Source organism: Thermogutta sp., assembly GCF_039793925.1.
Taxonomy (GTDB): Bacteria; Planctomycetota; Planctomycetia; order Pirellulales; family Thermoguttaceae; genus Thermogutta.
The window spans coordinates 19,782-41,782 of the sequence record NZ_JBAMME010000240.1 but is presented as its reverse complement, the minus strand read 5'-3'; the positions used below and the strand labels follow the sequence as shown (position 1 = coordinate 41,782).

The 22,001-nt window shown below is 56.9% G+C and carries 11 protein-coding genes; 5 read left to right on the top strand and 6 right to left on the bottom strand.

Going from position 1 to position 22,001, the window contains the following annotated elements; translation table 11 throughout:
- The first annotated feature begins 121 nt into the window (after positions 1-121).
- Both ABJK56_RS11220 and ABJK56_RS11215 read left to right on the top strand, forming a co-directional pair.
- Positions 122-3,223: a hypothetical protein gene (locus tag ABJK56_RS11220; protein WP_347244759.1), complete on the top strand. Its 3,102-nt coding sequence runs from the start codon at positions 122-124 to the stop codon at positions 3,221-3,223.
- Positions 3,224-3,749: 526 nt separating this feature from the next.
- A complete protein-coding gene (locus ABJK56_RS11215; RefSeq protein ID WP_347244758.1) occupies positions 3,750-4,973 on the top strand; it encodes a Rid family hydrolase in 1,224 nt (407 codons plus the stop codon).
- Positions 4,974-5,082: 109 nt separating this feature from the next.
- Here ABJK56_RS11215 and ABJK56_RS11210 read toward each other — a convergent pair whose 3' ends face one another.
- The 6 genes from ABJK56_RS11210 to ABJK56_RS11185 all read right to left on the bottom strand — a co-directional run bounded on the left by ABJK56_RS11210 (position 5,083) and on the right by ABJK56_RS11185 (position 17,686).
- Entirely contained in the window at positions 5,083-5,985 is a 903-nt protein-coding gene (locus tag ABJK56_RS11210) for a TIGR01777 family oxidoreductase (RefSeq protein WP_347244757.1), read from the bottom strand.
- A 100-nt stretch (positions 5,986-6,085) separates the two neighbouring features.
- Positions 6,086-6,559, bottom strand: coding sequence for an L-rhamnose mutarotase (locus ABJK56_RS11205; protein ID WP_347244756.1), 474 nt, complete (start codon positions 6,557-6,559; stop codon positions 6,086-6,088).
- Between the two features lie 141 nt (positions 6,560-6,700).
- Entirely contained in the window at positions 6,701-8,347 is a 1,647-nt protein-coding gene (gene nadB, locus ABJK56_RS11200; RefSeq protein WP_347244755.1) for an L-aspartate oxidase, read from the bottom strand.
- Positions 8,348-8,583: 236 nt separating this feature from the next.
- The gene (locus ABJK56_RS11195) at positions 8,584-12,600 is read right to left on the bottom strand and encodes a hypothetical protein (protein WP_347244754.1); all 4,017 of its coding nucleotides are present in this window, start codon (positions 12,598-12,600) and stop codon (positions 8,584-8,586) included.
- A 520-nt stretch (positions 12,601-13,120) separates the two neighbouring features.
- Positions 13,121-16,030 (bottom strand): serine/threonine-protein kinase, encoded by a 2,910-nt coding sequence (locus ABJK56_RS11190; protein WP_347244753.1) that lies wholly within the window; start codon positions 16,028-16,030, stop codon positions 13,121-13,123.
- Positions 16,031-16,372: 342 nt separating this feature from the next.
- Positions 16,373-17,686: a UDP-glucose/GDP-mannose dehydrogenase family protein gene (locus ABJK56_RS11185; protein ID WP_347244752.1), complete on the bottom strand. Its 1,314-nt coding sequence runs from the start codon at positions 17,684-17,686 to the stop codon at positions 16,373-16,375.
- A 469-nt stretch (positions 17,687-18,155) separates the two neighbouring features.
- Here ABJK56_RS11185 and ABJK56_RS11180 point away from each other — a divergent pair, with 469 nt between their 5' ends.
- From ABJK56_RS11180 to ABJK56_RS11170, 3 genes are all read left to right on the top strand, one after another.
- Entirely contained in the window at positions 18,156-19,604 is a 1,449-nt protein-coding gene (locus tag ABJK56_RS11180) for a PAS domain-containing protein (protein WP_347244751.1), read from the top strand.
- Positions 19,605-19,986: 382 nt separating this feature from the next.
- The gene (locus tag ABJK56_RS11175; protein ID WP_347244750.1) at positions 19,987-20,298 is read left to right on the top strand and encodes a hypothetical protein; all 312 of its coding nucleotides are present in this window, start codon (positions 19,987-19,989) and stop codon (positions 20,296-20,298) included.
- Between the two features lie 288 nt (positions 20,299-20,586).
- The gene (locus ABJK56_RS11170) at positions 20,587-21,972 is read left to right on the top strand and encodes a DUF362 domain-containing protein (protein WP_347244749.1); all 1,386 of its coding nucleotides are present in this window, start codon (positions 20,587-20,589) and stop codon (positions 21,970-21,972) included.
- Positions 21,973-22,001 lie beyond the last annotated feature (29 nt).

Sequence of the window (22,001 nt, the reverse complement as noted above, 5' to 3'; positions counted from 1 at the left end):
TTTGAACAACATTAAGGTTTCCGAAAACTAGTGACGTTGCAATCCCAGCGGGAATTGTTATTCTGATAGTCAGCATTCACCTGTTCATTCAGGGGTGGGGTATAGCTCCGGAGACCATTCCATGTTGCCGAGACGATTCCCTCGCATCTGGCGAGTGGGCATACATGCTGTGACATGGATTATCCTCCCGCACCTGCTGTTCGTTTTTGGCCCGAGGACGGTCTCGCTTTCACCGGGTTTGGCGATCACCGTGGAATCTCTTCCCGAGGGTCTCCAACTTCTTAAAGTCTGCGATAAGAACAACCGGCCCATCCCATGTTCCAGCGCCACCGCGTTCGGTTTCTTTGTTTTCGCCAAGGATGATCGAACGCAACTGGCCGTGATGCCCTCCTGCGGAGAATTGGTGGGCGTTCTTGGTCCCAAAGAGCAGTTGATCATTCATGTCGGTTGTCCCACAGCGGTTGCGGCATCAGTTCACATAGAGAACCTCGGGCAAACCGACCTCGAGATTGGCGGCGACACTAACACGCCGCCGCGGGAAGTTTTTCTTGCCAGCGGCAATCAAGAGGTGTGGGAGTTCACCGTGACGGGCGAGGGCTTCCCCATTTGCGAAAAGACACTCATATTCAAGAATCCCAGCGACACGGCTTCTGCGGTCTGGAAAGCACAGCTTCGTTACAAAGCAAGCCTTCCTCCAGGGCAGCTTCTAACGTTGACGCCTGGTGATCCGCACGTCACGCCGCCACCGGAGCTTCCACCCCTGGCCCCACCGATCGAAGTCGCGATGATTGAATGGGATTGGCGTCTACAGGATGGCCTCAACCATCCGCATGTACTTTCCTCCCAATACGGTGCCGCTCTGAACAAGATTTTTGATCGGGGACAACGCGCTATCGAAAGCTATTCGCAGCAGGGCTTAAAGGATGTGGAATGGCTTCAACTGGTCGCCAAATGGAACGAACTGCAGAAAGAATGGCACTCTCTGCAATTGCAATTTGGGGAGGAGAAAGCGTCCGATGGCGAGGCTCAGGAAGCGCTGTATGCTCTCTGGTTGCAAGCTCGCCGGGTCAAGCGCCAGCTTTCTCTTCGTGACCCCGCCCTCCGTGAGAAGAAAGTCGCCTTTATCAAGCACGTCCCCAGTATTTTCAGTCACCAGTTGACCCAATACACAGGCAACTGCGCTCGGCCGGGTGGCGGGGTGTACCTTCTCGACTCCCCCGACAAATCAATGGCGTGTACAGATCTTACTACCGGGCAGCTCCCACGGGGGAGCTTCGAGTTCTGCGACGTCTCTCCGGACGGCACGCGTCTACTCTTCTCTTTTTGTGCGGTCGAGAGCGCACCGGCCAATCGGGAACAGGCCCTGGATCGATTTTTTCATCTTTACGAAATCGTGCTTCCCCAGCGGACAATTCGTCAACTGACGAGCGATCCTTATGACGATTTTGGTGCGAAGTACTTACCAGACGGCCGGATCATCTTTGTTTCCACTCGACGGGGCGGCTTTCACCGGTGCGGACAGGGGCCCTGCCCGGTTCACACGCTCACGTTGGGCGATGCCGACGGCCGTAACATCCGCGTCATATCTTTCCACGAGACTCACGAATGGGATCCTGTGCCCTTGTTGGACGGCCGAATTCTGTACACCCGATGGGATTACGTGGATCGAAACGCCGTCTTCTATCAACAACTGTGGACGGTCCGCAGTAATGGCGAGTTCGTCCAGGCTTATTACGGAAACAACACGTTCAATCCAGTGGGAATCTGGGAAGCACGCCCCATTCCCGGGACGAACGCGGTCATCGCCACCGCGGCGCCCCACCACGCCATGACAGCCGGTTCGATCATTCGGGTCGACATCAGGGATGGCCAGGATGGCCCTCAAGCCATCACTCGCCTGACCCCTGACGCCCTGTTTCCGGAAAGCGAGGTCCCCGTTCCTAACCGTTCCGGTGGTCGATGGTTCAACCCGGTCGGCGTGGAGCCCCCGCCTGCTCTTCCACCCGAGCAGGCGCGATTTCCCGGCCATTGCTACCGCACCCCATACCCTCTTTCCGAAACCACATTTCTCGCAGCGTACAGTTACGACAGTCTAATCGGTGAACCGGACGCCAATCAGGTTAACATGTTCGGACTCTATTGGATGGATATTTTCGGAAATAAGGAGCTGCTCTATCGCGACTTAAATGTATCGAGCCTCTGGCCCGTGGCGTTTACCCCATCGCGAGTCACTATGGCTGAACGGGTTCACGTCGCTTCGAAGATGACTGCCGCGGAAGCGATCACCACGCCGGTAGGATCCACTTGGTCCAACGCAGCGTCCGAAACTCACTTGCCTGCAAATTCAGAAACGCCAACGGCCTATACGCCCGTCGAAGAATCACAAGACGAAGGGATCATCTTCTTGGCCAATGTGTATGCCGCCTGGCCGCATCTCCCCAAGGAGCGAATCACCCGGTTGCGAATCATTCAGGTGTTGCCTAAGTCAACCTGGCATGCAAATCAGCCGATGTTGGGAGTGCCCAATATTTCGCCTGGCAAACAGGTACTGGGCACGGTTCCGGTGGAGGCCGACGGCTCAGCGCTGTTTCGCGTGCCAGCTCGTAAGCCCCTGTCCTTTCAAGCGCTGGACGAACAGGGCCGCGCCGTACAGATGATGCGGAGCGTCACTTATGTTCAGCCGGGGGAAATCACTTCCTGTGTTGGATGTCATGAGCCGCGTCATCTCGCTCCTTCGCTAAAAGGCTTCCCACTGGCCCTTCGGCGTCCGCCATCGCCAATCACCCCTGGTCCGCCCGGTTCCCGACCGTTCAGCTATCCGTTGCTCGTTCAACCGGTCCTCGACCGGCACTGCGTCGCCTGTCACAATCCGACCAAAAGTGAGGGAGGAATTGTTTTAACGGGCGAACCGGCGGGACGATACAGCGTTTCCTATAACGCGCTTGCCAAATACGTACCGTATTCAGATTGGGCCGGGAAACCGGGCGACTTTCGGGTGGTCAACTGCGAACCCACGACAAAGCCGGACTTTTTCGGAGCGCGAGCGTCACGCTTGACCCACCTCTTGCTTCAGGGGCACCACGGCGTCCATTTAAGCCAGGAAGACTGGGAACGTTTATACACCTGGATGGATTGTAATGTCCTGTTTTACGGAACGTTCAACTTAGCCGATCAACAAAGGCAACAACGAGGCGAAGCCATCGCCGGGCCAGATCTCGAATGATTTCCCGCCCCGCGAATTTCCAGTTCGCCGTGCGCTGAGCCCCGGATGCGCCATGGTAGTTACGGAGAAGAGCGTCGCCTTCGACTGCCATGAGCAACGGTGGAATCGAAAGCCGTTCAACCCGCCGTAACTTTCCATCCTGCATTGGAAATGTGCCCTTCAGATACCTCCGCGGGCGCGCTCATCTCGTTTGCCTGAAGGGTGAAGAGTTCGTTCATGACGAGGAGAATTGTAAAGAAAGTGTTGCGTGACCTGTATACCAATAGGTGGAAAGATCGGGTTGGATAGAATTTTGGTCGGGTTCTAAAGCTGAAGTTTTTGCCTCTAGGGCAAGTACTCGCGATGGTGTTTGGACCAAACTCAGACGGGCTGAGAGCGTTTTCACTCGAGAAGGAACGGGTCGTAACGCTGAAGCGAATTGAGTCTCAATCTCGATTGATGCCGACTCTGCGCAATTAAATTGACAAACAAGGGTGTCTTCGTCCATGCTAAGAGTAATATCACCCCCGAAAAAGGTTGCCCGCCTATGATTCGTAAGGTCTGCAGCGACGGCGTTGGGTATTCTGTGGTGGATCTCACCGACGTGCGGCACGTTTTTGCGGCGGCGGTGCCGCGAGTTTCCGGTGACCTAGCCACGCAAACCTGGGACGCCTTGCGCACAATCGAGTCCGTCATGAAAGAGGAAAGCACGCTCGGTTCGATTGTGCATCAGGTCGTGTTTCTGGCCGACGACTCCAAATTTGCCGAATGTCGCCAAGTGATGCGGGAGTTTTACGGACCGGAATTCCCTGCCACCACTTATGTCCCTCAAAAGCCGTGCCACGGCGCCCTCGTGTCAATCGAGGCGCTGGGTGTGGGTCGGAAAAAAGGCGATGTGACTATTGATCGCAAGAGCGAACAGCTCGTGATCGCGTCGCACAACGGTGTCTCATGGATCCACTGTGCTCATGTCACTCCCGATCCAGAAGTGGACGGGGTTTACCACCAGGCACTCAACGCATTCAGCAAGATGCGGGGAATTCTGGGGTCTGTGGGAGTCGATTTTGCCCAGGTCATTCGGACCTGGCTTTATTTGGGAGGAATCGTCGAGGGCGAAGGTGACAAACAGCGGTACAAGGAATTGAATCGCGCTCGGGCTGACTTCTACCAAAACATCCGGTTCCTCACCAAGTATCTGCCAGTCGAAAAAGGAGCAGTGTACCCGGCTAGTACGGGAATCGGCGTGGATGGGCATCACCTCATCATGAGCTGCATTGCCATGAAAACGGACCGTCGGGACATTGTGGCCATGCCCCTCGAAAACCCCCGGCAAACTCCGGCGTTCGGCTACGGCTGCGAGTACGGTCCGAAAAGCCCCAAGTTCTCTCGGGCGATGGCGCTCTCATGTGGCTCGTATGCGACGATTTTTATCTCCGGTACGGCAAGCATCACCAATTCTGAAACGCGTCACATAGGGGATGTGGAAAAACAAACGGAGGAAACGCTTGACAACATTGCAGCGCTCGTCAGCGAGGAAAACCTTGCCCGCCACAATCTCCCACGATTGGGCACGACGCTCGATCAGTTGGCCCTTGTTCGCGTGTACGTCAAGAACCCGGAAGACTATATCAAAGTGAAAGCGATCTGCGACCGCCGCCTCGGTGAGGTACCCACCATTTATGCCATTGCCGACGTGTGCCGTCCCGAGCTTCTCGTCGAAATCGAGGGCGTGGCATTCTCACACCTCAGTTGTGATGACGGCCACTGTTGAGTGCGACAAGCTCAAACCCCTCTTCTTCGGAATCAGGCCTCCGGTTACATGTGCAGGAGGTCGTCACTGCTACAGAAAGAGCACCGGGACCGTCGCGATTGCTGATCGATCATCCCGAGGCGCCACCCACGGCATGCCGCAAAGCTTCGCGCAGGTCCGAAAATCTCCATTGAAACCCGGCTTCTTTCAGCCGTTCCGGAAATACGCGGGCGCTGGCAAGGAGGACTTCCCGGGCCATCTCTCCGAACAACGCTCGCAAGAACATAGCCGGGACCGGGAAAATGGCAGGTCGGCGAAGCACACGTCCCAACGTGTGCGCAAATTCTCTGTTGCGCACCGGATTTGGGCTCACAATGTTGAACGCACCCGCACAATCCTCACGCTCCAGCAGAAACAAGATAGCCTCAATGGCATCCTCAAGCAGAATCCAGCTCCACCACATCCTGCCGGTGCCAATCGGCCCCCCTAACCCCCATTTAAAAATCGGCAACAGCCGTTGGAGGGCCCCACCTTCGGGCGAAAGGACCTGACCAAATCGAAGACAGACCGTCCGAATGCCATGTGCCTGTGCTTCCTGAGCCGCAGTCTCCCATTCCAGGCAGGTTTGGGCCAGAAAACCACTCCCGGGAGGAGACTGCTCGGTGAGCGGCTCTTCCCCTCGATCACCGTAAAAACCGATCGCCGAAGCACAGAGGAAAGTGTGCGGCTTCTTTTGAAGACCTGCCAGCGCATTCACCAATAATCGCGTGCTGGCGAGGCGGCTGGAACGAATTTCTTCCTTGACCGCTGCATTCCACCGACAGGCCACCGATCTTCCCGCCAGATGAATCGCTGCGTCGATGCCCTCCAACTGCGAGACGTTGTCAATTCGCGTCCGGGCATCCCAGTAAACTTCGCTCTCCCCGGCGGGAGGTCGTCGCACAAGCACGACGAGATCATGTCCGCGGCTGCGCAGTTCACGCACGACCGCCCGCCCAATCAGACCTGAACATCCAGAGAGCAGAATTCTCATGATGTGCGGTTAATATTATTGCCACCCGGGACACGGAGCCGACCACGTTGCCCCCACGCCAGGCAACCAACATCTGGAAGCAGATTTGTGTGTTCTCGCCTCAATCGGTGTGGAACACCTCGGGAATCGGCTTCCACCATTTACCCTCAGGCGTTCCGGGTAATCGAATTTGACAGGGATCGGTTTCTTTCCACCAGCGCTGAGTCTCGGGGTCTGCAGCGATTTTGGCCATGTCCGCTTCGTAGTCATCCCCGATGTATTCGTAGTAACTGAAAAGATAGAGCTTTCCATCCAGTTCCGCCAAATAGATTGAGTAGTTTCGGATGTTGGAATCGTGAATGCGTTTGAGTACCCCCGGCCAGGTGTTGGCGTGGAGTTGGATGTAATAATCTTTTTTCTCCGGGCGCAGTCCGATAACCTGTCCCACCCGCATGACCTTCTTAGCAGCCACCTCCTTGTTCCCTTCCGATGCCTGGAGATTTTCCCATTGCGAATGCGCGGCAAGTCCGAGAACAAACCCTACCGCCACGAGAACAAAACCCGCGCCAATCCGAATCGCACGCTGTTTGAGCATACCAGGACCTCCCACGCATCATCTGTTGTCTAACACCCAGAACCCTTGCCTGAAGTGCGATTATTCACGAAACAGAAGGTGTGTCAAGTAAGCGACGGCTCAATCAACACCATTGGGGTGTAGCAAGTTTTTGGATACTCATTAGCTGTCCGAACGGCGAAAGGTGATGCGCCGGTTTTGCCAATCTGGCTTCGGCTCGGGAAAATCAAGGCGGTAGTGGCATCCGCGCGATTCTTCCCGCTGGATGGCCGCTCGAACCATCAGCCTGGCAATGGTGAGCATGTTCTGCAATTCCCAGCCCTGGGGGTGCGTGAACTGACGGAGAAGCGCATAACTGCACCATCGCTCCATGTCCTCGAGAGCTTCTCGCATCTTGTCACCCACGCGTCGAACGCCCATGCTCCGCCACATGAGACTTTTCAGAGAATTCCGAATATCGACAAGGTCTAGGGGTTCATGAGGAGCGGGGGTAGTCGGATTGGCCAAAGGCAAGACGGTGTACTGGTCAGGCATTTCCAGGGCTTCTCTTGAAGCACCCTGCCCTGCTCTGCGTCCATACACCAGCGCTTCCAGAAGGCTGTTGGAGGCCAGCCGATTCGCCCCATGAAGGCCCGACGATGTCACCTCGCCCGCTGCCCACAAACCCGGCACCGTGGTCCGGCCTTCGAGATCCACGGTAACCCCGCCCATCATGTAGTGAGCGCCGGGACGAACCGGGATCCGGTCCCGTGACAAATCGAGACGGAATTCCTCGCAGATTTTTGTGATCCCAGGGAACCGTGCTCTAATCTGGGCAGCATCCAAGTGGGTTAAGTCGAGATACACACAAGGATGCCGCGTTTTTTCCATTTGGGCCACAATGGCACTGCTCACCACATCTCGCGGAGCCAGCTCGCCACGAGGGTCATAGTCGAACATGAACCGATGACCATGTCGATCGACCAGTCGCGCACCTTCTCCCCGCATGGCCTCCGTAATCAGGTGACGGGCACTTCCCGCAATATAGAGGACCGTGGGATGAAACTGCATGAACTCCAGGTCACGCAGTTCTGCTCCGGCGCGAAACGCCATGGCCATTCCGTCTCCCGTGGCCGTTTCCGGATTGGTTGTCTCCCGATAGAGCTGGCCACAGCCGCCCGAGGCGAGAATCGTCTGTTTGGCCCAGACGAGCGTTCGACCATGGCGGTGATTCCAGACCATGGCCCCTCGGCAGCGTCCCTCCCAGGTCAGCAGATCGAGCGTGAAAGTGTCCTCCCAGACATCCACATTCGGCTGCTGGCGGACACGGTCGTATAGGACGCGGACAACTTCTCGCCCGGTCGCATCCCCATTCGCGTGCACGATCCGATTATGGCTGTGCCCACCTTCACGTCCCAAAGCCAGCCGATCGCCAGCACGATCGAACTGAGCTCCCCACGCCATTAACTCGCGAATACGCTCCGGACCTTCGTAGATAACACTACGAACGACCACTTCATCACACAGGCCGCCCCCCGCCTCGAGCGTGTCCCGCACATGATTTTCCAGGTCATCTTCTGGATCGAGAACGGCTGCAATTCCGCCCTGAGCGTGCCAGCTATTGGATCCTTCACGGCCGTCCTTGCACGTGATGAGTACGTTAAGCCGCGGATCGACGGCCAGCGCCGCCCGCAGTCCCCCCAAACCGGCTCCCACAATCAAAATGTCCGTAAAAAAGTGGGGAATTTGGCGCGGATTAAACGGGGTTAAGTACCGTGGTTCTGGAGTTTCTATTCCGAACACCTTTGCTGACTCCACTTCTCGACCCACCGATCTTTTCCATCATCCGGGCGGGGAGCCTAAACCGTGCTTCAACCGGGAACTCGGCGTCATAAAATCCTGGGAAACAACGGGTAGACCTTGCCGCAGCAAGATTCTACCGGCCACCCTATGGTTGAGCGCGGTCAATTTCCCGAGCTCCGAAACTATTTAGCATACCCGCTAGTGTTCGGCGCCCCAATTCAAAACACAGTATTTGAGAGATGATTCGCAGGGAAGCAACGGGATTACTGAGCCGCACCGAGAGATTTGAGATATTCTCGGAAGTAATCACTCCACTGGGGAGGGGGCGGGATGTCTCGACCGGCTTCCAGCCCGTGCACGGTGTCTCTAAGTTCGTCGTTGCGTCGGATCTCAGTACCACTCGGCCTCAAACCAAGACTGCGGAGGATCTCGTTCAACCGCTTTTTCGCATCTTTCCCCTGGGGTGTATCGGCTTCCGCTGCCTTCTTCAACTCCTGCCAACGCCTCACGAACTGGGCCATTTCTTCCTTCGTCCAGCCTAGCTCTTTAAGAAGGTTTTCATCCGGGTTTTGCCGCGCTATTTGCTCCTCCAGATACCGGAGAACGAGATCCGTCTGCTGTCGGGCAAACTCCAGGTTGGGATCGTCAACAGGTGTTTCGGTGCCAGGCCAGGCCCCTCCACCGCCTGAACCACCGCCGGGAAGTCCACCACCGCGTGAGGCATTGCCCGGCTGAAAGCCGTTCGGCGCCCTCCGACCACCACCCGCGGAAGACCCTTGAGCGGAACTTTGCTGCCCCCCCTGACCGCTCTGGCCCGAGTCGCCGGTCGCACCTCCCCCCTGCGAACTCCCGCCCGAACTGCTCGCCTGATTTCCCGATGAGGCGGACGCCTCCGGGCCGGCTCCTGGGGAAGGATTCCCGCTTTGAGAGTCAGCAGGCGATTGACTTCCCGCCGCGCCGCTTCCCTGGCCCGGCGTCTGCTGACCACCTCCCTGACCTCCCAAGCCAGATTGATCTCCGCTTTCCCCTTCACGATTGCTTGTCCCGTGCCGCTCGTTCGATCGAGGCGGATTGGCAACCGTATCGGGAGCACCAACGTTCTGCTGTGGTGCCCGATCGGCTTGCGGCGGTGCCATTCCCGAACTCGCTGGAGGCGACTCGCCGCCCCCCGCGTGGTTGTGAGAGTCAGCAGTTTGCGCGGCGTTTCCACCGGGAGGTGCTTGTCCGGGTGAGACAGCGCGGGCATCCCGATCCGGCGGAGCCTGACCGTTTGACGGTGTCCCTGCCGAGCTATTTGGCGACTCCTGCTGGCTGCCTGGTCGTTGCCCCGGTGGCGGCGTCGGAGTCGCGCCTTGATTTCCCGAGCCGGGTTGCTGGTCATTTGAGTTTGCCGTTTGCGAACTGTTATTCTGAGCTTTCGACGCCGACCCGTCGGGTTTTGCCGCACCGCTGCGTTCCAGGTATTTCAGGATCCTTTCGATGGCATCTCCCGGATTTGATATCCCGTCAATCTTGTCCCGCCGCTGGCCGTCTCCTGGGACGTTTCCACCGGACGACTGCTCGCCCTCGGTGCCACCAGCTTTGGAGGTTCCACCGTGGAGCGGCTTTTCCCCCTGTTGCATACCTTCCGTCGCCCCCTGACTGGACGAAGCTGTCCCCTCCTGCGAGTTACTTTCCCCTGTGCCAGATCCACCGGTGCCAGACGAACTGGACTGCTGCTTTTCTCCTGACAAACCTGACTTACCAGAACCGCTCTGTTGGGCCTCGTTTCCTTGCGACCAGCGTGCTCCGTCTGTGCCAGATGGCCCCTGGTCGCTCGCCTCTTTTCCACCGGCCCCCATTGAATCGGTCCTGTCAGGACTGCTTCCCTCGCGAGCCCCCTGTTGCCCCTGCCCAGTGCTTCCCTGCGACTGATCTTGATTTGCCGCGGCAGCCTGTTCGCCAGCGTGGTGGCGGTCCAGCCCAGCAGGTGTCCCTTCCTCCGCGTGCGATCTCTGATCGCCCTGTTGCGGCGATTCACCCGATTTATGGGTGTCAGAACCTTCCGCTTGTCTTCCCGGTGTATCGTTCATGCTACCTGCCTGGCCCTGCCCACCTTTCGTTCCGGGTGGCTGTTTGCCAGGACCACCTTGCGAACCGGTCTGAGACTCACCCGATCCGGAATCCTCCGTTTTTCCGTGCTGTTCCTGAGCGGTCGGATTGCCGCTCATTTGCGGTTCGGGCGAGCTTGACTGCTGACCCTGGGATGACTTCTCGGCATTTGTCTGGTTCGCCGGCTGACCAGATTCGGCCGAGGGCGGCGTCCCCGAAGAGTCACCCGCTGATTGCTGAGGTGTTGACGACTGCGGAGTCGATCCGCTTGTTGACTTTTGGGACGACTCCATTTGATTGCGTTGGTTCGACTGGTTCTGTTGATTCGGTTGATCGGGGCTCTCCGGCTGGCGAGCTGCGCCCGGCGATCGGGACTGTTCTGGTTGCCGACCAGGTTGATTCGGTTTGGCCGACGGCTGCTCTCCTAGCGGGCTAGGCGGTTGCGTTTGTCCAGAACTTTTATCCGGGGGTGATTCACCGGGTTTTCCGTTTTGCCCCTTCAACGCTTTTTGCTGGGATTCCTCGGACCTCGACTCCTCACCCCTCTCCGCCGGTCCGATGTGGATCTCCAACTCGGGCAGCTTGACAAGATTGGACGTAGGCTCTCGATTGTCCGCGACCTCGACACGACACAGAGCGACATCCCCGGTGGCCAAACCGAGTTTGCTCGGAACAAAAAGATACTCGCCGCTGAACTCCCCGATATGGGCGTCCCCCTTGGGTCTGTCCAGCAGTACTTCCTGCGCAACCTTCTTTCCCAACGATTCGACGGTGAGCACAATCTGCTGCAGTCCAAAGTCAGGATCCTCCGCCTTTATCCTGAGCGGGAGACTTCCATTCACCGGCACATTCACCCGGTTCTCAGAGGGCGACTCCCAGCGCGCGGTGGGTGGCATATCGGGCACGACTTCGATCGTGTATTTGACGGGGTCCACGCTCGGCCGACCGTCCTGACTCTCCGCTCGGATGGAATAAACAGAGTACTCATGCAAAGTGCTTCCCACTTTGTTCAGTTTCAATCGCATTGTCGCTCGGGCGTGCTTCCCTTCCACAACCATCCGAAGCGTTCCTCGTCGGTCCCCTTCGATGGTGATCTCGGCATTCCGGAGAGATTCCGGAGCCTCCGCATGGATGGTCACTTCCGTTCCCTCTATCGCCTGGATGTCACCCAGGTGTTCGACCACACGCGGCTCGAGCTTGGTGTAAGCCGGAAACCGGTATTCGACCTTTTGGATTTTGACGCGAAGGGGGGTTACGACCGTGAGATGAAAGTCCGGAGTGACGGCATCCCCCGCCACCAAGCGATAAGTCGTATTCTGCTGAATGGAAGGTGACAGTTCACATTCGTAATGACCCGACTTACCCGGAACCGGCTGAAGAGGGACGGACTGATCGACCGCCTGGCCGTCGGCCGTCGAGTACACAACGCGAGCTTCCTCACCTTCCCACAGTCCCTGGATAAAAGCCGAGACAACAACTCTGTCACCCTGAAGAACTTCCGTGGTGCCGGGCTGAACCACATCAATTTTGACTCGGCTCGGGGGTGCAATGCGGCTCCAGGGAAGAATGGCCCGGGCGGCTGAAACTAGAGGATTTTTGGGCGACAGCAGTACCACTAAAGCGAAGACTGCGAGCAATGCGATGAGAACATAACCCGTGCGCAGGATCGCTGACCGATCCACCACGATCTCTGGCGATACCTGCGACACCTGCTGGGCGGTGTTCCGCTCCAGACCGCGAAACACATTGAGCTTGAGCGGATCGCTCCGCAGAGCGTCCTTCTCCCCACGCAATAAAAGAAAACTGATCAGGGAATGTTTGAGAGTGGGAACCGCTTGTTCCACCTGATAGGCGGCGAAGACAGGATGAATTCTGCGGATCAGATAAGGCCCCAGGGACAGGACAATCCACCCACCACTGGCCAGGATAAAAACAATCCACAACAGCCATCGTACCGCGGCGGGCATCCCATGTGGATAAATCCACTGATCTACCACGGCGGCCAGAAGGCCGTAGGCAATCATCCCGGCCACGAGCGCCAGCGATCGCCAGACGATCTCAACCGTTGCGATCTTTCGACGCATCGCTTCCACCTGTCTGAGGATCAGCACCTCCTCATCCTCAGGCGGTGAACCCGATTCCGGAGGTGGCGGTGGTAACGGTCGGACGTCAGCAACCGCACGGCTCATCACTGCACTGTTCCCTCATGTTCGACCCACCCCAAGTCGCGTTGTCCCTGCCCCTCAATCCCAAGACTCCGCGATGGCCACTCCCCACACCTTAAGCCTGGACAAGCTTAACACCGATGGCCTCACTACTAAAGGATCTCTCCAACCTTGAATCGCGGGTGTCTCACGAGCTTTTCCAAGGATATTATAGCACCCCGGGGTTTGCATCGACCAGTTGTGACCGCGGTCGAACGAGAGTCAAAACAGCATGTCGACGGGCACGAAACGATTCAGCGCTCGGAACTATCCATGAATCGTCCTTGCAAGGTGGATGGCCAATCGACTGCGTTTTTGTGGGGGCGATTCGAATTGCCTTTGGAACGGGGATGGGAATCCATTATTCGCGGTGGGGGCAATAAATGAATTGGCCCTACCGAGGCTGGTGACAAGACGCGTACAAGTAACATCGAACATGACAGGCGTGCCGGTCCAACCTTTCCGCGTTTACTGGGCAGGCAACTTGACTGGCAAAAGGTGGCCATCAGGGAAGAGACTTTGGAAGACCAGCCAGGTTATCAACCGGACAGCCTATCTTCCCGGCGATCTCAGCGGCCACGTCATCGACCGAAGGATCTGCGAGGCGGTAATCGGAGGGCTGATGGAGATAAGCTGGCTTGGTCAACGGGAGCGGGTTGCGCCATGGAATCGCCCCGTATGCAGGGTTCTGTTCATGCTCTGACCGCCAGTAACTCATCCACGACTCAAAAGAGACATAGAAGACGTTAGAACCCGGCTCCCCGGGCGTGATGGACCAGAATCGGGTAAACATTTCGTAGAAGTTATCCTGTCCGAACCACGAAAACGATCGCAGCGCTTTTTCCAACGACATCCCCACCTGCTCGATAAAACTGGCATCCCGGGCAGCTATAAAAATGCTTGCCTGGCTTTCCACCCGCACTGGAAGGAGATGCCACTGATAGGCTGTAAGACTCTGGCGACAGAGCCCCTGACGGCAGAAGGCCGTTACCCGTTGCAATGCAACTTTCCATTGCGTTCCAGTTTCGGGAGTGCGGTCTGTTCCCGCGACATCTAACAACCTCCCGTCAATGGCGATCAGCGACTCGCTGATTCGCAATTCTCCTCCCTGAACGCCCAGACTGCGAAGGACTCCGCCCCGGCCACGGATGACGGACTGTTTCACCTCGATTATATTGCCGGCCATTGACTGGTTCAGGTCAGAGGCCAGAGCCTTCACCAGAATCTCGCTTTGCGGATCATCCGTGGATTCAAAGACGACGGGTGCTGCCGCGGTGGCCATCATCGATGATCGGTTTTCGTCCACAATGAGTGTCACAACACAGTTCGTGAAGGTAACCCGAGAACTTCGAACCATCTGAAAACATGCGAATTCCCGGGCAGCGTTCTGCCCTTGCACCTCGAATCGCAGCCCCACATTCTCGAAGCTGATCTCTGAGGCGGCCAGCAACACAAAGCTCTCAGAAGTTACCCCTTGCCGATCGTCCATACGAAAGACAAGCTCTGGCCAGCGCCCCCGTTCACCGACAATTTTCAACCGACGGCCTCTTAGATCCAGCGATCGTTCGAGCAGTGTTCCGTCGAAATCCAAACGGATTTCATCGCCGGGCAAAGCCGCTCGGCAGGCGGCCTGCAAAGTCGGGAAGCTCCCCTCCCGGCGGCCCGTCGGATCAACCCACCTGATCCATGCAGTGGGTGTGGTGAATTTCTGGTCCGGAAGGGTCCCCTGCTGGGCATTCACGGCGGCTGAAAACGGCAGAAGATTTCCCCGAGTCGGGCTCTCAGCGGACAGGTCCGACGACCGATTTGTCGGCGGAACAAAGAGCGGTGTATCCGGCGGAACGGCCTGGGGAAGTCCCAAGCCACTCCCTGGCAAAGATGACATTCCCAAAGGCTTGCGAGCATCACCACCTAGCACCCCCGGCACAGGAATAATGCTGGCGGGGCTAAAATCGGAGGGCTGCCTCGATGAACTTGATTCCGAACCATCGTTTGCAGGATCAGTTGGACCACTTCCCGACACCCCTTTCTTCCACGCACCCGACGTGGGCGTCGCCGAGTCTGTACCGGACGAAGGTTCTGTTAATTCCCGACGATTTGCGTTACCTGGAGAATTTTGCGATGCACGCACCGGAGGAATCGACGTCGCGGAAGCGTTCCCCGGAGCTGGTTTCGACGTCTCTCCCATCGGTGATCCTGTATCGACTCCAAACGCGGGCGCAGGCGGCGAGAAAAGCTCGACCTGCGTCATCATCTCATCGCCAGACAGATCCAGCTCTTCAGCTCCATGGGAAAACCACTTGTCGATAAACAGCGTGGTGAGAAGGAGAGTCACCAGGGGCACTGCCCACGGCAGATGCCGCCGCCAGCGATGCTCCTTCCCATTCTTGAGTGCCTTGCCATTTCCAAATCGGACAGAACGTTCACCTTCGCCGATCAATTCGCGAAGTGCCGCAGCCAGTTCCGCCGCCGATTGAAAACGCTGACGAGGAGATTTGGCCATCATCCGCCGCAGAACCCGCGTGAGGGCTTCCGGAACATCTCCGCGGATCCTGCGAATATCGACTGGTTCTTCTGTTTGATGCTGAAGGAGCTTCTGAAGGACCGTGCCACCGGGGAATGGAGGCTGTCCCGAAAGCAGGTAGTAAAGCGTGCACCCCAGAGAATAAATGTCGCTCCGGACATCTGCCAACCGAGGGTCCCGCGCCTGTTCCGGCGCAATGTAGTCGAATGTCCCCAAAGTTGTACCACTGCTGGTTAAATCCTGCGCTGGCCCTCGGGGTTGATAAACTCGGGCCAACCCCAAGTCGATCAATTTGGCCTGACCATCGTGCGTGACAATGATATTGGACGGTTTGATATCCCGATGGATGACCCCTCGCTTGCTCGCATGATCGAGGGCCTCAGCAACCTGGAGAATGTATCGCACGGCATCCATCCAGGGGAGCGGCCCCTTTTCTTCCACGAGCTTCCGAAGGTTCGTGCCCTCGATAAACTCGAAGGCGATGTAATGAATCCCATCCTGCTCGCCCGCCGCGTAGACCTGCACGATACCCGGATGGTTCAATCGCGCAGCAGATCGGGCTTCGTTTTGGAATCTTGCCAGTGTTTGAGGGTCTGCGGCCTGCTCCGGTGTGAGTACCTTCAAGGCCACCACCCGGGAAAGACGGGCATCAAACGCCCGAAATACCCGCCCCATCCCCCCGCCACCAATATATTCCAGGATCTCGTAAGAGCCGAGGGTCGCTCCCGGGCTGACTTTGGGTGTAAGAATCTCAACACCGATTTCGGGCGAGGAGACCGGTACCAGTGCCTCGGGCGGAGTGATCACCGTGGGCTGTTCTTCCAGCCGAACGGGCTTCGCCGCTGGGAGCTGTCGCGAAGGCGTACCGGTTCTCTCATTTCCCTCGATCATGCCAGTCGATCTACACTCACCGGACGGCGGACGGGTTCGTAGTCCGACTGACCGACGTTAGGCCTTCATTCAATGAGCCTCTGGCCAGTCGTCTGCCAAGTTATCGTCAGCGACCTGGAGAAGTTACCTTAGCTCATCCCCTATCTGGACTAGAGTAGACCACCCATTAGGCGAGGAATAGTCTCACCAGATGCTTGCACCCTCACCGAGCATGCTCGCTGCCAATACCGCCGCAGCGTTATTGTCATTTTAACCGTCCGTGCGTCAATCAGTCAAACGCATTCTCGCTTCCGCTTGGCAGAGACTTGAAACTCATGGACCAGATGTGGGCCCAGCAGCAGATTACGGTCTGACCGGCGGCCGTCCGATGCTGTAATAAGTGAAACCAAGATCCTTCATACGATGAGGGTTGTAGATATTTCGTCCGTCGAAAATGACCGGCCGTTTCAATCGGCGTTTCATCTCATCGAAGTCAGGGTGGATGAACTGCTTCCATTCCGTCACGATCACTAGGGCGTCGGCACCATCCAGTGCTTCGTCCCGCTGCTGACAGTACGTGAGTCGGTTTCCGTAACGTTTGCGGACGTTTTCCATGGCCTCTGGATCGTACACCCGAAGCGCCGCCCCGTGTTGGAGCAGGCCGTCGATCAAAACCAGCGATGGTGCCTCACGAATGTCGTCCGTTCCCGGCTTGAAGGAAAGGCCCCAGATAGCAATCGTTTTGTCGGAAAGCGCGCCACCGAAATGCTCACGGATCTTGCGGAGGAGAATCCCTTTTTGATGTTCGTTAACCTGATGCGTGGCTTCCAGAATTCGCGGTGTGACATCGTGCGCACGGGCAACGGCTGCCAGGGCGCGAACGTCTTTCGGAAAACAACTGCCTCCGTATCCAACACCTGGAAAAAGAAACGCGAAACCGATCCGACTGTCGTGCCCAATTCCCCGGCGAACATCGTTGATATCGGCGCCCGTGCGCTCACAGATGGCGGCAATTTCGTTGATGAAGCTGATCTTCGTGGCCAACATCGCGTTGGCCGCGTATTTGGTCATCTCAGCGCTTTCCGGGGACATGAAGAGCAGGGGCTTATCCGTGCGCAAATAAGGTTGGTAGAGATCCCACAGGATTTCCAGGACTTCTTCTCGCCGTGCCCCAACAACCACGCGATCGGGTTTCATAAAATCTTCCACAGCAGCCCCCTCTTTGAGAAACTCAGGATTGGTGGCCACATCCACGGGGCGGCCGGTGAGCTCGCGAAGCCTGGCGGTAACCGCGGCATTCGTGCCCACGGGCGCCGTGCTCTTGATCACCACGATGGCGTCCTCGGCCAGATGGGGGGCCATCTCCTCGACGACCGCCCAAAGGGCCGACAAATCGACCGAGCCGTCATCCCGCGGCGGCGTTCCCACCGCAATGAAAATCAGTTTTGCCCAGCGGACGGCGCTCGGCAAATCGGTGGTAAATCGGAGACGGCCAGCCGCAATATTGCGATGAAGGAGTTCTTCCAAACCCGGCTCGTAAATTGGGCATTCCCCTGCTTGCAGAAGCCGAATTTTTTCAGCGTCGCAGTCCACGCAGATGACGTCGTTACCGGTCTCGGCAAAACACGTCCCCGTCACAAGTCCTACATACCCTGTTCCAATCACCGCGATTTTCACGGCTGACCTCCTTCCTCTTTCGGTTCCTCACCGAAGTCCCGTGCTGGACGTCAACTTTTGGAGTGCCCACCGAAACAAGGCAAAGGGGCTGAACCCCACCAACGAGGGAAAACCTTATTTTTTGCTGCACCCAAAAACTTAGCACACAGCTAGATAGAAAGTGTGGTCACAATTAAGCACAGTCAAAAACTTTGACAATTGTCGCCCCTTATATGGGTTATTGACACACAAAATTGGGGGGCTATAGTAGTCATAGCCTCCCCACCATAAGGACCTTACCCCTTCCGGCCGAAGAGACAATCATTCATGGTGGTCGGGGTCAATGCCTTGGGGGGCGACGTGGTTAGAAGCTCACAACGGCGGCAACACCATCCGTGCACCCTGGCGTTCGATGGGCCGTACTCCAAATAGTGGGTCGTTTTAAGGGTTTGAACAAGTGTCCTTTTCTAGCAGCCAGCACGGATTTTAGATGTTTGTCCTCATTGTGGTCGTTGTGTCGCTCTTATGCCAGGCCGCGGCCGCCTGGGTTGCGCTGCGGATCGCCAGCCGATTTCGGCCGGGCTGGGGTTGGCTGCTTCTTGCGCTTGCTATGGTTTTAATGGTGGTTCGGAGTCTCAGCGTTCTGGGCGAAATCTACCTGGGAATTCCTCGGGACCTCATTTCCGAATCGGTGGCATTACTGATTTCTCTGACATGCCTCGCCGGCGTCTTGCTCATCGAGCCGGTTCTTAAAGCCGCCTATCGATACCAAACGTTCGTGGAACTGGAGACACACCGCCTCAGCGGGCTTCTGCAATGTCTGCCAGGGGCGGTGTATCAGTGTCGTAATGATCCCCAATGGACTATGCAATACATTAATGATGGCTGCCGAGAGTTGACGGGTTACGCGCCGGAGGACCTGATTGGAAACCGACGTAGGGCCTACGCGGAACTCATCGTTCCAGAGGACCGTGAAAAAGTGTGGCAGGAAGTCCAAAAGGCGGTCAACGAGCGCCGACCGTATCGTCTGGTCTACCGCATACGCACGGCTTCTGGCGACGTTAAATGGGTTTGGGAACAAGGAATGGCGGTGTTTGACGAGGAAGGCGAGGTGGCCTTTCTCACCGGATATATCACCGACGTGACAACGTGGCGGCGGATTGAAGAGGAACTCGAGCAGGCCCGCCAGGAGTGGCATTCGGAGAAAGAAGTGTGGCGGCGAACAGAAAAACGGCTACTCAACGAAGTCTGGGAGCTTCAGGAGCGACAGAACGAAGCGATCGCGTACGAAATCCACGACGGATTTATTCAGCAGGCAACCGGGGCGCTGATGAGCCTTGAAACGTACCGTCACCTGCGGAGTACAGCTCCGCAGGAAGCGGAAAGTTTTCTCGATCGCGCCATGCATCTCATCCGCAATGCCATCGCCGAAGCTCGGCGGTTGATTCGGGGACTTCGCCCGGACCTTCTCGAAGAAGGGGGGCTGATCCCGGCTTTGCAGAGTTTCTTTCAGGAAATCCGAGCGCGCCATAACGTGGAAATCGAGTTCCACAACCAAACACAATTCATTCAGCTGGCTGCGCCGGTGGAAACCCATATTTTCCGCATCATCCAGGAAGCGGTGCTCAATGCCGTGCGGCACAGTGGAAGTTCCCGGGTGGCCGTCTCACTCCGGCAGCAGAATTCCACACTGGAAATCGAGGTGCGCGATTGGGGAACTGGCTTTGATGTTGAGCGAATCCCCGCGGGACACTTCGGTCTCCATTCCATCCGCGATCGCGCGAAGCTTCTCGGCGGCTGGGCGGAAATCACGTCGCAGCGACAGCGGGGCACCACTGTGCGTGTGACGGTACCTTTGGATGTACTACCCACCAATGGGATCGACTTCGACCCCTACACCGGGAATCCTCTGGTCCCTACTCCTTCTTCCAACGGTTGAACTGGCTTACCAGGGGCGAGATTCCTGCGCCGGTTCCCTACTCCATTTTGAGGGATGAAACTCGATAATCAACTCGCCCCAGCAGGGATCATCTCGATCTGCCTGACCGCCGCCCGATGAGCCGCTCTCATCGAAACAAGCGTTGTTAGCGTCCATCGTAGAACGCTTGCGCCGGCTAAAAAAGAAAAGTATTTTGCGCCCCCAAAACCACACGTCGCGAAGCTACCGCAACTTTTCAACCGCCACCGCGCGGATTAGATTAAGGGGGGCCAGAGAATTAACGCTGCGTGATGCTCGCTGACAGCACAAACTTTACAGTCGGGTTATTCGGTTTGTTTCCATTGATCCATTTGGTTTATTCTCTGGCAGAAGGAGGTGGCGCATGACGAAGACAGCGATCATTCAGGCGCAGCAGCGGTGGGAGTACATGTTCCTCACGCGGCGCTCCGAGCTCGCCCTCCAGGACGAGCTCAATGCCGTAGGCCAGCAAGGCTGGGAGCTCGTGGCAGTAGAGTATTACAAGGATGCCAAAGGCATCATGGGCTGGATCGCCTTTCTGAAGCGTCCTTGCGCGGGTTCCAAGGTGAGCGGGTCGGGGGGCGAGGGACATATCCAACACACAAGCGGCACGGAGGGCCATCACGCCCCCTCGCTGTCTCCCGACGATGTGTTCGACATCAAAGACAGTGGTTGACGACTCGTATCAATCGCCGTATAAGCGCGGCAAAAGTGTGCCCGCTAGGAGGTCGCCGGTACTCGGCCGTTTTTATTTATCAGTCCAAAGTTGTCACGGTCGGCTTTTCGCGGAGTTCGTAACCGTCCGGTGGTCCGACGCTTTCCTGCTTGCTACGGCATCTTCGGGCAATGATTGACGGAGCAACCCAATCAAAACGATTCTCTTGGGCCACTAAAAGCTGTATATTGAGGCTACCGGAAAGAACACTTGTGTCATCTGTCGTATTTCGCAAAGGGAGGGCCAGTCATGTCGGATCGTCGCCATTCTCCTTACGCCGCTGAGGCACCCGACTTCTCATCCGTCAGTCGCCGTCATTTCATCGGAAGCTCCGCAGCCTTTGTGGGCCTGTTCAGCGCGACGAAGGTTGGCCGTGCTGAAGAGAGTGTTTCAGATCAGTCGGTCCCGCTCAGACCGATCGGGCAGGGTAAAGGTATTTTCCCCGGCCGTGTGGTCTGGGCGCACGATCCCGGGGTAGTGGCGTGGAAAGGGCCCGATGACGGCCGATGGTGGGAGGGCAACCGCATCAAGCAGGACCGCGTCAATCAGATGATGGACCAAGCGGTGTGCCATCTCACCGGAGCGAATACGGTTAAAGAAGCATGGGACAAGCTTTTCCGGCATTTCAACACAAGCCGCAAAGGTCTCGCGCAGGGATATCAGGCGGGTCAGAAGATCGCGATCAAGCCAAACTGGGTGGGGATGATCTTCCGAGAAAACGTCGTCGATCCAGAAACCTACCGTTTTATCAGACGCGAGAATTACATGAACACCTCACCGCAAATGATTCTTGCGCTCCTCCGGCAATTGGTGGATGAAGTGGGCGTAAGACCCGCCGATATCACTATTTGCGATACCCTTGCTTATCTCGTCCATGAGTACTATGACATCCTTCATGGCCATTATAAAGACGTTCAATACGTGGACTATGCTGGGAAGTTTGGACGGATTAAGGTTGAAGCATCAGAAGTGCCCCTTTACTGGAGCTCACGGCCGCAGGGCGTAACACAGGACATGATCCCCAAATGCTTTGCCGAAGCCGATTATTTGATTAATTTTGCCAACTTCAAGGCACACAGTGGGGCGGGCGTTACGCTTTGCGCTAAGAATCACTACGGATCGCTCATCCGCTGGCCGGTACAAGAAAATTACTACGACATGCATCCCCATTGCTTCTCGAATACTCCGCGAATTTATCGTCCATTGGTGGATTTGATGGGGCACGCTCATCTCGGTGGCAAGACAGTGTTGTACCTCATTGACGGTCTATTTTCCGGGGTTCATCCACGTGATCCGGTACCGCAAAAAATGCACATTCCGCCAATGGAAGATCAATGGTCATGCAGTTTATTCGCGTCTCAGGACCCCGTGGCCATCGACTCGGTGGCCTTCGACTTTTTGTATGCAGAAGGCACGCCATTCCCGCGCAAAGGCGGGGTGGACGATTACCTCCACGAGGCTGCTCTCGCCGACAGGCCGCCTTCGGGAACATTCTACGATCCCAACCATCCTGAACCCACGGAACGCCTGGCAAGCTTGGGTGTTCACGAACACTGGAATAATCCGCGCGAAAAGAAATACTCGCGTAATCTCGGTGCGGGAGAAGGAATCGAGCTGATAGCCATTACGTTGTGAATCCCAGCACTTCACTCCGGAGTGCCGCG